General features: G+C 67.3%; 9 protein-coding genes and 1 pseudogene. 3 read left to right on the forward strand and 7 right to left on the reverse strand.

From position 1 onward, the window contains the following. Positions 1–119 precede the first annotated feature (119 nt). On the forward strand, positions 120–1,346 hold the full coding sequence (locus HEK131_RS26065) for a serpin family protein (protein ID WP_217462990.1): 1,227 nt from the start codon (positions 120–122) through the stop codon (positions 1,344–1,346). After that, positions 1,343–1,657 carry a hypothetical protein gene (locus tag HEK131_RS26070; protein ID WP_244337205.1) on the forward strand — a complete coding sequence of 105 codons (315 nt, stop codon included), beginning with the start codon at positions 1,343–1,345 and terminating at the stop codon, positions 1,655–1,657. Before HEK131_RS26065 ends, HEK131_RS26070 begins: the two co-directional genes overlap by 4 nt. A 113-nt stretch (positions 1,658–1,770) precedes the next feature. Here the strand turns inward: HEK131_RS26070 and HEK131_RS26075 are convergent, their stop codons facing one another. From HEK131_RS26075 to ychF, 5 genes and pseudogenes are all read right to left on the reverse strand, one after another. Further along, positions 1,771–2,610 (reverse strand): SDR family oxidoreductase, encoded by an 840-nt coding sequence (locus HEK131_RS26075; RefSeq protein WP_244337206.1) that lies wholly within the window; start codon positions 2,608–2,610, stop codon positions 1,771–1,773. A gap of 1,125 nt (positions 2,611–3,735) precedes the next feature. Then, positions 3,736–4,574, reverse strand: a pseudogene (locus HEK131_RS26080) (hypothetical protein). A 116-nt stretch (positions 4,575–4,690) separates the two neighbouring features. Beyond that, positions 4,691–7,117 (reverse strand): DEAD/DEAH box helicase, encoded by a 2,427-nt coding sequence (locus tag HEK131_RS26085; RefSeq protein WP_279614276.1) that lies wholly within the window; start codon positions 7,115–7,117, stop codon positions 4,691–4,693. Positions 7,118–7,164: 47 nt separating this feature from the next. Continuing rightward, a complete protein-coding gene (locus HEK131_RS26090) occupies positions 7,165–8,778 on the reverse strand; it encodes a site-specific DNA-methyltransferase (RefSeq protein ID WP_244337208.1) in 1,614 nt (537 codons plus the stop codon). 306 nt (positions 8,779–9,084) lie between these two features. Continuing rightward, the gene (ychF, locus tag HEK131_RS26095) at positions 9,085–10,173 is read right to left on the reverse strand and encodes a redox-regulated ATPase YchF (protein ID WP_244337209.1); all 1,089 of its coding nucleotides are present in this window, start codon (positions 10,171–10,173) and stop codon (positions 9,085–9,087) included. A 292-nt stretch (positions 10,174–10,465) separates the two neighbouring features. Between ychF and HEK131_RS26100 the strand changes: the two genes are divergently transcribed. After that, positions 10,466–10,945 carry a DUF6542 domain-containing protein gene (locus HEK131_RS26100; RefSeq protein WP_432215676.1) on the forward strand — a complete coding sequence of 160 codons (480 nt, stop codon included), beginning with the start codon at positions 10,466–10,468 and terminating at the stop codon, positions 10,943–10,945. A gap of 28 nt (positions 10,946–10,973) precedes the next feature. Here HEK131_RS26100 and HEK131_RS26105 read toward each other — a convergent pair whose 3' ends face one another. After that, positions 10,974–11,501 carry a hypothetical protein gene (locus HEK131_RS26105; protein WP_244337211.1) on the reverse strand — a complete coding sequence of 176 codons (528 nt, stop codon included), beginning with the start codon at positions 11,499–11,501 and terminating at the stop codon, positions 10,974–10,976. A gap of 73 nt (positions 11,502–11,574) precedes the next feature. Further along, positions 11,575–12,330: a polyphosphate--glucose phosphotransferase gene (gene ppgK, locus HEK131_RS26110; protein WP_217461179.1), complete on the reverse strand. Its 756-nt coding sequence runs from the start codon at positions 12,328–12,330 to the stop codon at positions 11,575–11,577. Positions 12,331–12,339 lie beyond the last annotated feature (9 nt).

Consider the following 12,339-nt stretch of genomic DNA (forward strand, 5'->3'; position numbering starts at 1 on the left):
GGGCTACCGTACGAATGCGCGCATGGTAAGCGGGTCCGGACAAGACCGGAAAACGACCTGGGCCCCGAACGGGCGCCGCGCGGAACGGACATGGGGGCGGACGGAGCGTGGGGGACGGAATGAGCGGCGACGCGGTCGCGGGCAGCGCGGGCGTACGGGCGATCAACGCCCTCACCACGAGGTGGGCGCGGACGGTCGCGGCGGACGACGGGACGGTCTTCTCGGCGGCCGCGGTGTGGCCGTTGCTGGCCTTCCTCGCGGACGGCGCGGGCGGCCAGGCCCGGGCGGAACTGTCGGACGCGCTCGGCGTCCCCGCGGACCTGGCGGCCACGGCCGCCCGTCAACTCCTCGCCGAACTGGCCTCGGTGACCGGCCTGGACGCGGCACTCGGCCTCTGGACCCAGCAGTCGCTACGGCTCCGGGACGACTGGCGGGCCGGGCTGCCCGCCGGCACCCGGGGCACGTTCGGGGACGACCTGCTCACCGCGCAGGAACGCCTCGACGCGTGGGCGGCCGAGCGTACCGGCGGCATGGTCGAGCGGATGCCGCTGAAGCTGACGCGGGACGCCCAGGTGGTGCTGGCCAGCGCGCTGTCCCTGCGTACGACGTGGCGCCAGCCGTTCACCGAGATCCCGCTGCGCCCGGAGCACGGGCCGTGGCAGGGCCGTACCCTGCTCGGCCTCTTCCGCAGGTCGGTACGGCCGGACCGGGTGGGCGTCGCGGCGACACCGGACGGCCATGTCACCTCCCTGACGATCCCCGGGGACAACGGCATCGACATCCACCTGGTGCTCGGCCAGGAGGGCATGACACCGGGTCAGGTCATCACGGCCGGGGTGGGCCTGGTGGAGCGCACGATCCCGGTCACCGAGGGCGGCCGCCTGCCCCTGGGCCACGTGGGTCCAGGCCTGTACGTGGAGCAGCGCCCGTCCGCGACGCCGGAGCCGATAGCCCTGGACGTCCGCACGGTGGCGTACGAGGTGCGCGCCGACCACGACCTCCTGGCCGACCCGGCCCTCTTCGGCCTTGCCACGGCCCAGTACACCCCCGGCGCCCACTTCCCCGGCATCACGGACACGCCCCTGGCGATCGGCGCGGCCCGCCAGTCGGCGGTGGCCCAGTTCAGCGCGAAGGGCTTCCGGGCGGGAGCGGTGACGGCGGTCGCGGCGCGCCCGGGAGGCGCCCCGCAGCAGACCCACACCACGACGGTCCTCAGCCTCACCTACGACCGCCCCTTCGCCTTCCTCACCACCACCCGCTCCCCCCGCCTCCTCCTCACCACCGGCTGGGTCACGAGCCCGACCCCGTACCCGGCGATGCACCTCACACCCCCGAGGACCTCATGAGCACGCGCCTGATCTCCCTGTACGCGGCTGCACTGGTCGCCCTGAGCATCGCCACAGCCGTCCCCGTGGACGCGGTCAGCCACGCGGCGCTGACGATGTGGAGCCTGGCGGCCATGCCGTCCTCGGTCCTGATGGCCGTCGCCTGGATGGCGCTTTCCCCGGCGGCCTTCGAACCGGGCCCGACCCTCGCCACCCTCCTCACCCTGACCCTCCACCTGACGGCGAGCGCCCTCAACGTCGCGGGGCTGGTGGGCCTGAGGAAGGCGGGCGTGAAGTGCCGCGTCCTGTCGGCGCGGGCGTTCCGCACATGACGGCATGACGGCCTCGCGGTCCACCTTTCACCAGTAGGTACGCGTGACCTGCTCAGGCCGCCGTCCTTGCCGCTGCCGTCCCTGGAGGATGACGGACGCGGCGAGAGCCGACATCACGAGCCACCGTCCTCAAGGGACTCAAGGAACTCGCGGGCGCCACGGAGCCTCGTGCTCAGTCGTCGCTGGGTGGCGCGGCTGTCGAGGCGCACGTCGAGAGGACCCGGTACCCGCGTGTCCGCCCGGCGGCCGGCCGGCAGGCGGGACACGTCGAGGCCGTCGCGCCGGGCGATGCGTACGCCGAGGTCGTAGCGGCTGAGGGCGTCGGGGCCCGCGAGGTGGAAGAGTCCGGCCGCGTCGGAGCGGGTGAGTTCCCACAGGGCGGCGGCCAGGTCCGCGACGTGCACGGGGCAGCGGACGTCGTCGGTGAAGAGAACGCCTTGCCGTGTTCCGGCGATCAGCGCGTGCGCGAGGCGTTCGTGGTCGGAGCGGCCGCGGCCGACGATCAGTGAGGTGCGGGCGACGGCCGCGTCCGGACACAGGAGCCGCACGGCCGTCTCGGCGGCGGCCTTCGCCGCACCGTAGGGCGTGATCGGGTCGGGGTCGCAGGTCTCGTCGTAGTGGACCCGGCTGCCCGAGAAGACAGCGTCGCTGGACACGTGCACCAGGCGGATCCCGAGCTTCGCGGTGGCCATGGCGATGTGGACGGACCCGTCCGCGGTGACCTTCCAGTCCGCCCCGCCGCTGGTCACGTCCACCACCGCACGCGGCGCGACCGCCTTCAGCAGCGCCTCGACCCGGGCGGGATCACGGACGTCGAGCCGATGCCAGGCGGCGAGCGCGGGCTCGCCGGGACGGGAGTGGAACGTCGCGGCCGCGTCCCACCCCTCAGCACGCGCCTGGCGCAGCAGCTCCGTCCCCAGGAAACCGCTGCCCCCGATGATCAGCACCGTCATGTACCGACACGCTAGGGGCCGTCGCCCTGCCCTGGCAGCGAATCGAGGGAAGGAACAGCAAAAGGGCCCGACTCCGGAGAATCGGGCCCCTTCTCACCTACGAGCTTGCCGGAGCAGCACCGGCTAGACGTTGAAGCGGAACCTATAGCGCGGAGCTCCCACCTGCGGAAACGCGGGTTCTCCAGTGGGCGTCCCAGCACCATCCCAGCACGGGCGTTCTATCCCAGCACCGTGCATCTGGACGGCTCTCGCCACTCTCACCCACCTTGCATGTCGGCGCTCCGGCTCGTCTCCATGGACAGGGGGACATCGCGTGCGTGGATGCAGGCTGCGGCACACTGCAGAACTTCCCGAAAGCGATGACATGTGCGAGTAGCCGACGGCTGTAGACCTCGACCGATCGTTGCCCCAGCCAACCCGAGACCGCACGGAGATCGACACCCCATTGACCAAGGCTACGGAGGCTAAGAAGTCCCGCATACTGCCGGGCGGGCACTTGACGGTGCTGTCCACTCCCACCAGGCTGACCGACCGCCATGCCAACCTCCATGGCGCGATCCCAAAGGCGCCCAGTGGGGTACTGCGCCAAACTTGCAGCCCGCTCGCTGGCCGTGGCGGAGAACGCGATGATCGACTGTACGACTGAGCTTCGGCGATCAACACACCTCACAAAGCGCTGCGTCGCACTTCTGGGCAACAGGGTGCGCCACGCACAGACCTACCAGAATGATCACGTCGAACTGCTTCATCATCGGGAGATTCTTGTGGCGTCCGTCGCGCTGGTCCACTGCACTACTCTCATGCTGCAGCCCCTCCCGGAACCCCCACCACGCTGGCTTCAGGGAGCAGCTGCCCCAGGCGCTACTAGGACTAATGCTCTTCCTTCGGCGGCAGTACGACCGAGGCGGTATGGGGAAGGTTCGACCCGCGGATCTTCCTGCGGGACTCCCCGCCGGCCACGAGAGTCCAGGCGGCGTTCCGCTCCGCCTACGGCCTGACCAAGGTCGGCGCAGTCGCCGTCGGTACGGACGACGTCGACCACCTGCGGGAGCTGGTCGGCGCCCTGGCGTATGAGGTCGACGACCAGGTGGTCCGGGAGTACCGACAGCTCCTCCTGGCCTGCCGTCAGCCCGCCTGAAGTTCCTTCGCCACTCGCTCCGCCGTCTCCCGGGCGGCCCCCAGTCGGGGGTCGTCCGGGTCGGCGTAGGGGCCGAGGATCTTCGCGGCGACGAACAACGTCATCATCCTGCCGTCCCGGCTCTCCAGATCGTCACGCCGCTCGCCGCGGACGCGATCGGCCAGAGTCGGGACAGCGAGGGAGGCACCCCACAGATTCGCCGCGTCCAGGCCGCGCGGGGCCATGCCCCAGTCCTCCCAGTCGAACACACAGAGCGCCGGCGCCGTCACATCCACGTGGGCCGGACGCCAGTCGGCCACGGCCGTATCGACGCCGGGGAAGACGCTGTGAATCGTCGCCGTGACCAGCTCCTGTGTGAGGGTTTCGGTGTCCGGTGTCGCGATCCGGTTCGTGAGCTGCGCGGCGAGGGCGTCCAGGGAGGCATTCAGCGCGACCCACATTCCTCGGTCATCCCCGGGTCCTCCGCCACCACGGCGCTGCCTACCGGCGCCCCGGGCAGCAACTCCGTCTCGTCCGCCCGCCACATCACCGGCTCCGTCTCGTCCCGCCACGCGACGCCGGCAAGCCAGGCCGGTTTCGCGATCCCGCGCAGGGCCTCGGCGGACGCGGTGCCGTCCCCACCCTGAACCCCGATCCGGTCGAGCCCACGCCGCTCGATACGCACCCACGTATCGCGGTCCGTACGCACGCCAATCGAGCGGCGCTTGCGTACGACGGTGTCCCGACTCAGGCGCGTCTGAAGCGACCGCTCCACACGATTGAGAACCTCATCAGCAGGTTCAACCCGCAAATCGACGGAACGGGCCGCAGGTACCGAGAGCGTGATACGTGCGACCGTAGCAGCGGGCCATCACGTGCAGGCCCATCTCGGCCAAGTAGCCATGCGCCTCGTACGGAGGAATCCAGCCGTCGAACTGGAGTCCTCCGCAGTGATCCGAGCATCTATCCGCGGGCACCCGTGATCGTCAGCAGGGTGTCCCAACTGCTCGCCTGACTCAGGTGGTCCTCAGTGGCGAACAGGTGCTTCCACGCACCGAAGTCTCCACGATCGGTCACCTCCTTGGCCCAAGCCAATGCGGCGACCTTCTTCGCAACGACCGACTCACTGGACGCCTCCGCGTTGGACTTGCCCTCGACGAGCCAGTGCACACCGTCCGTGTCTATGGCGATGAAGTCCGGGAAGTACCGGGAGCCGTTGTCGAGTTGGATGTACGTTCCGCTCTGCGACTCAAGCCGAAGCCACCAGTCGACCTTAGGACTGACATCCATCAGCCTCGCCAGCTTGACTTCGGTAGACAGGGCATCGAAGTGAACAACAGGAAGAATCGAGCTGCCCCAGCCCGTGTACCCCATGCCGCGGATTACCTTGTCGGTCATCTGCATCTGAGGCATCGTCTGTCCGGGCCACGGCCGGGCAGGCGGCGGGACCGTCACCTTCACGATCTCGTGTTCGACTACCGCAAGTTTCTGCTTGAAACTGGAGACCACAAGCCTCTCCAGCTGCGTCAACGCAAGCTCCGCCCGAGCTTCCTCCCAGGGCGTGCTGTCCTCCGCGTCAACTTCGATCGCCGCTCCGAGGAAGGTATGCACGATCTCCTGCGCGGCCTCCACCTCGTCAGCCGTGAGCTTCAACTGCGGCAGATTGAGGATCTTCTCTTCGAGGTCTTCCCTGACCTTCGAGATCGGCCAGCTGCGCTGAGTCGCGACGGCGGACTTCTGGTCCTCCGCCTGCACCGTTACGGTTCCGTCCAGTCCACGCGAGGCGTTCAGTGCCTTGCGCTTCAGCTCCACCTCAATTTCGTGCTTGAACTGCTTCCCCTTCTCCGCGACGGCCTCGGTGCTGACGAAGGACAAGCTGTAGGTGTCCGGCTTCTCCAACAGGCGCTTGCTGGGGAACTTGATGGCCGGCGCCCCATCAGCAGGCTTCATAACCTGCTGGATCTCCTTCTTCTCCACCCCCGCTTCGGCAAGCCGGTGTTCCATGTCGGCCAGACCGAGATAGACAGCCTCGGACGTCTCAGTGCCGAACCCGCCGTCCCTGACAGGTGCCTCGGCGGTGAACGCCAACATCCCTTGCGTCTGGGATTCGTGGTAGGCGGGCAGAGGGCTTGCGCCACCAGACTTGGCCGCGGCACTCGCTCCAGCTCCTGGCGTGCCGCCGTTCTCCGACCGCTGCGGAAGAGTGTGTTCGAGGAGGGCTTCCTTCGAGTCCAGAAGCTTCCGGTATGACTCATGAGCAATGATGTCGACGCAGTCGACCATCGAGAACCCGACTCGTTCACCGTAGGGAAGGCGCAGGCCGCGGCCGAGGATCTGCTCGGTGAGGGTCTGAGAGGCGAGAGCACGCCGCGCAACAATCACGCTGATGTTTTTGACATCCCATCCCTCCTTCAACATGTCGACGGAGACCACGGCCCGCACCGGGGAGTCCGGCTCCTCGATGCCGGCGAGAGCTTCGAGCGCGTCGTCCTTGCTGCCGGAGGTGATCTGCAACACCGCGCCCGGTTCGTCGATGAATCCTGGGCCAGCCAAGATCGAGGCGCTCTCGGTGGCTTCCTCAATGCTCTGACAGACCACGAAGAGGACGGGATTGACCATGGGCCGCCCATTCCTCTCAGCCCACTCCCGGGTGGTCTCCTCCTTCACCTTGCGCAGATGGCAGGCGTCAGCCAGTTGAGTACGAACGTCGTTGTGCCCGTCTTCGCGGTAGACGATGACAGGAATCTTGACGAGCTGGTCTGCGATGGCCTCGGCAAGGGAGTACTGGAAGACGATCCTGCCGGGCACCTTGCGGTCAGTCTCGTCAGGGGTTGCCGTCAAGCCCACTAGCGCACGGGGCTGAAGATCCCGGACCGCCTCATGGAACTTCCTCGCGTCACTCCGGTACACGTGATGCTCATCGGCGATGACGACCAAGTCATCTACCGTCCGCAAGTGGTCGTACAGAGCCGTCCCGATGAACTCATCGGTGATGTACGTGCTGCGCGAGGTCTTCACAGTCGGCTTGGTCAGCAGCTGGACGTTGAAGATGAAGACCTTCAACGCGTCTGGGTCGTGCAGCGCATCGCCGACGCGGCCACCCGCATAGTTCTCCGGTGTGATGACGATCGGCTCGTAGTTGGCGCCCGGAACGAACTTCGGGTGGCCGGGTGTGAAGTTGGCGAGCGTCTTCCTCTGGATGGTCCGGCCAGGAGTAACGATCAGGATGTTGCGAACACCCTGTTCGGCGAGGTAGTCGATCAGGCCCCGGCAGATGTACGTCTTACCCACACCGGTTGCCAAGTCACAGACGACTTCCCGCCCGTCCCCCGACTGGATCTCCTCAACGACCTTGGCCACGGCGCGACGGTTAGGGTCCCGGAGCTCCATGCGAGTAGCCAGGTCCTCGATCGCTGCCTGGTCGTATGTGATCCAGCTCAACGCAGCACACGTCCCTTCATGTCCAACAGATCCTGAGGAGCCTTCTTAATACGCGAGCCGGGGCTGAGATTCTCCAGAAGGCTTGCTGCCTCGCGCAGGTAACTCTTTGCCACGATGAGAACCCTCTCGTCCTCGCCCAAGGCCTCAACAATCGACTGAACTGTGCTCTCGGAAACGAGCCCATCGACAACCGCCAAACGCTGTCGCCCCTTGCGACCGACGAACGGCGGCTCGGCCCCGGGCTCCAACTCGAAGCCAGGAAGCTGCGCACAGGCGGCTTCAGCGAACGCGTCGCCGATCACCCACGAAGCGAGGAGAACCCGGTGGCCCAGGCACTCATACATAGACGGCGCGACTTCCAGATGCCGGAAACCTCCGCCCTTCTCCCAGCCCGCCGATCCAGAGATGCCCCCCGGATCCTCACCGTTGACGATCTTTTCCAGGCGCGGGCGAATGAACGACTTAACACTCTCCAGTTCACGTTCAACTGTCACCCAGCGCCGACCCATCTTGTGCGCCACAGCAGCTGTCGTGCCGGATCCAGCAAAGCAATCGAGAACGATATCGCCAGGGTTAGATGAAATGGTGATGATCCGTTGCAGCAATCGCTCCGGCTTGGGGGTGCTGAAAGTGGCGGTTCGGCCGAACAATGCAGCACTCTCCTTGGCCGCCTCTTCCGTATGACCGGTTTCTTGATGAGGCCACCAAGTGTTTGGGACAATCCCCGGCGCTTCGGAAAGAAACTGCTTTACCCGAGGCACACCGAGCCCGTTGGATCCGAAATAGATCCGATCATCCTCCAACAGTTTATCGAAGGCTTCGCGAGTCGTTCTCCAACAGCGCCCACTCGGCGGAAGATGCACCTTACCCGAGGGCGCCATGATCTCGTACGTGAGATTTGGTCGAAGATTGGGCGCACTGAAAGAGATGGAGCGCCATGGCCCTCGCGGGTCTTCATCGGGATTGACGTAGTCGCTTGCCTGCTCAGGCACCAGCGGCAGCTTGTTACGCACCGTCCGGAATTTGGCAGAATTCTTCGCATACACCAAGATGTAGTCATGAGACGTAGAGAAAGTCGCATCATTCGATCGAGAATGACGTCGCTGCCACAAAATCGTGGACATGAAGTTGGCCCTGCCGAAGATCTCGTCCAGTAGCACTTTACAGTAGGCCATCTCCGTGTCGTCGAGTTCCAGCCACAGGCTTCCTTCGTCCGACAGCAATTCGCGAATCAGCAACAGCCGGTCGCGCATCATGGTGAGCCAGATCGAATGCTCAAGTCCATCATCGTAGTGCTCGAAGGCCAGCCCCGTATTGAACGGCGGGTCGATGTATACGAGCTTGACCTTGCCTCGGTACTTGTCCGCGAACTCGGGAAGCCTCGCCAGCGCCCTCAGCGCGTCTCCACTATCCCCCGCGATCAGCAGATTTTCCTCAGCTCGCTTGAGGTCGTCATGTACCTCTCCAACAGTCGCAACATCCCGGAGGAGACGCGTCTCGGTCACCCGGAAGTCGTCCCGGTCGACCCACGCGTAGCCGCCGTCCTGGGTGCTGATGAGCGACCTGTCCTTGTTGATCCAAGACAGACTGAGACGCCCCGAGGTGCCCATGTCTTTCCTCCAACTGTCGTGACTTTTGAAGCGTACCGGCGGGGACCGACAACGAGGGCCAGTCGGCGTGCAACCTGCTTCGTCGGCTGCTCGGTTACTGCGGGAGACGCGCCAGCACCTCCGCCTTCGCCGGCAGTCGAGAGTCAGCACCAAACCAGCACGGGAGGGGTGCAGAGGGGTGCTGAGCGGTGCCCACAGGTCAGCACCAAGTCAGCACGGGCGTGAAAAGGGGGCCTGCCTCCGAAGAGCCAGACCCCATTTGGCCTGCGCGTTTGCCAGGTCATGAGTGTCGTGCTACAGCACCGGCTACACGTTGAACCGGAACTCCACCACATCCCCGTCCCGCATCACATACTCCTTGCCCTCCATACGAGCCTTGCCCTTCGCGCGGGCCTCGGCGACGGAGCCCGTCTCGACGAGGTCTTCGAAGGAGATGACCTCCGCCTTGATGAAGCCCTTCTGGAAGTCGGTGTGGATGACACCGGCGGCCTCGGGGGCGGTGGCGCCCTTGGGGATGGTCCAGGCGCGGGATTCCTTGGGGCCGGCCGTGAGGTAGGTCTGCAGGCCCAGGGTGTTGAAGCCGACGCGGGCCAGGGTCGCGAGGCCCGGCTCCTCGGCGCCGACGGACTCCAGGAGCTCCATCGCGTCCTCCTCGTCCAGCTCGGCGAGGTCCTGCTCCAGCTTGGCGTTGAGGAAGATCGCCTCGGCCGGGGCCACCAGCGCGCGCTGGGCGTTCTTGAAGTCCTCGTCGGTCAGCTCGTCCTCGTCCACGTTGAAGACGTAGAGGAAGGGCTTCGTCGTCAGGAGGTGCAGGTCGTGCAGGAGCTCCGCGCGCTCCGAGCCCTGGAGGATGCCCTGGGAGAAGAGGGTGTCGCCCTTCTCCAGGATCTCCTTCGCCTCCTCGACCGCCTTCACCTTCGGCGCGACGTCCTTCTTGATCCGCGACTCCTTCTGCAGGCGCGGCAGGACCTTCTCGATGGTCTGGAGGTCGGCGAGGATCAGCTCGGTGTTGATCGTCTCGATGTCGTCCTTCGGCGAGACCTTGCCGTCGACGTGCACGACGTTCTCGTCCTGGAAGGCCCGGATGACCTGGCAGATCGCGTCGGACTCGCGGATGTTCGCCAGGAACTTGTTGCCCAGGCCCTCACCCTCGGAGGCGCCGCGCACGATGCCCGCGATGTCGACGAAGTCCACCGTCGCCGGGAGGATGCGCTCCGACGAGAAGATCGACGCCAGCTTCGCCAGACGGCCGTCGGGGACGCCGACCACGCCGACGTTCGGCTCGATCGTGGCGAACGGGTAGTTGGCCGCCAGCACGTCGTTCTTGGTCAGGGCGTTGAACAGGGTCGACTTGCCGACGTTGGGCAGGCCGACGATTCCGATCGTGAGCGACACGTTTGCGACTTCCCGTAGATGAGTGGGCCAGGGGCTGCCAGAGGCCAGGGGACACCGGCCGATCCACCAGTTTACGGCGTCCGCGCCGGGCAATTAGCGGGAGCGTCCCCCGTCCGGCCGGACTCACCCCGCGGACACGTCTTCGGCGTGTCTGAAGGGCGATTCGGCACATAAACAGACCTAAGTTGGTCCAGTGGAGCAACACAGAACGCGACCTCCGAAAGACGGGCCGCCACGCGGCACACCCACGCCCGCGCACCTTCCGCCCCAGGCCCGCCGGGGCCTGGACGCCGTGCGCGGCGTCGCCGAGGCGCCCGTGGCGGCCCGCCGCGGCCCCGCCCCCGCCGCGCGGCCCCTCGCCGAGCCGCGCCCCGCGCCGACCGGGAGGCGCTTCCCGAACCCCCGGCTCACCGGGCTCGGCGGCGGCCTGTTCTGCGTGGCCTCGATGCTGCTGCTCGGCGGCCTGGACGCCCTGCTGTTCGGCTCGTCGCTCATCACCTACGGCGTGCTGTTCCTGCCCGTCTGTGTGCTCACCGCGCTCTGGGTACGGGCCGGTGACGTACTCACCGCCCCCGTGTCCCTGCCGATCGCCTTCGTCGCCGGGCTCTTCCCCGTCGCCGACGGCGGCGCGGGCTTCCTCGGCTCCCTGATGGGCGTCTTCACCGGCCTCGCCACCCAGGCGGGCTGGCTCTACGGCGGCACGCTGGTCGCCGGGGTGATGGTCCTCGTACGCCGGGTGCGCTGGGTCCGGAGCAGACGGCGCCGTCCTTAGCGCCACGCAGGCCGGGGAGGGACCGGCCCTACAACTGGTCCCCCCTGCTGGGGCTCTTTGGAGGGTGCATTCCGCCGCCGTCCTTGACGTCCACCGCGCAGGTGCGTCGGTCGTAGGACTGGTCGTTGGGGATGAACAGCACTCCGGCGACCCGCTCGGGATGCTCGACGGCGAGCCAGGCATCGCCGGTGCGGGGATCGGCGGCCGGCCCGAACGCCTGGGACGACTCGACCGTGCCGCACCCCAACGCCACCCGCTCCCTGTCGACCGCGCAGGCGTCCACCGCGGAGTCGGCATGATCGCCGGCGCCGTCGAAGCGGAAGCGGAAGTGGACCTGGTCACCTTCGGCGGGCACCTGCGGGTGGGGCTCGAGGCGCCAGTCGACGACCACGGCGGTGACACCGAGCGGCCGCCCGTCGGTGTCCACGACCCGCACCCTGGCACCGGGCGTGCCGCGCTCCGCCGTCGTGTCGGTGCAGCCCCAGGAGGAGCAGCCGGACAGGGCGAGCGCCACCAGAGCCAGCGGGGCGACGGCGAACACGCGGGCGGGTAACACTGGGACGACCTCCTGATCGGAGCCACGGACGGGGCAGCCTATCCCCGCGCGTCCGGCGGCTGCCCCGGCCCCGCTACTCCGCGGAAGCCCGCTGCTCCGCCCGCATCGCCGCGCCCACGATCCCCGCGTTGTTCTGGAGCTGGGCCGGGACGATCTCGGACTTGATGCCCTTGATGTGCGGGAGGAACTTCTCGGCCTTGCGGCTCACCCCGCCGCCGATGATGAACAGCTCGGGCGAGAACAGCATCTCCAGGTGCGCCAGGTACTTCTGGACGCGCCGGGCCCAGTGCTCCCAGGTCAGGTCGCCGTCCTCCTTGGCCTTGCTCGACGCCTTCTTCTCCGCGTCGTGGCCGTTCAGCTCGAGGTGGCCCAGCTCGGTGTTGGCGACCAGCACGCCGTCGGTGAAGACCGCGCTGCCGATGCCGGTGCCGAAGGTGAGCACGATGACCGTGCCCCGCCGCCCGCGCCCGGCACCGAACTGCATCTCGGCGATGCCGGCCGCGTCCGCGTCGTTGACCAGTGTCACCGGCAGCCCGCCCAGCCGTTCGCTGAACAGCGCGCGGGCGTCCGTGCCGACCCAGCTCTTGTCGACGTTCGCCGCGGTGAGGATCGTGGCGCCGTCCTGGACCACTCCGGGGAAGGTCAGCCCGACCGGGCCGGTCCAGCCGAAGTGGTCGATCACTTCCTTCACACCGTCGGCGACGCCCTCGGGCGTCGCCGGGTGCGGGGTGAGCACCTTGCAGCGCTCCTGGGCGAGATCGCCCTTGTCCAGGTCCACCGGGGCACCCTTGATCCCGGATCCGCCGATGTCCACGCCGAAGATCTGCATGGCCCCACG

It is taken from the genome of Streptomyces seoulensis, from assembly GCF_022846655.1.
Taxonomy (GTDB): Bacteria; Actinomycetota; Actinomycetes; order Streptomycetales; family Streptomycetaceae; genus Streptomyces.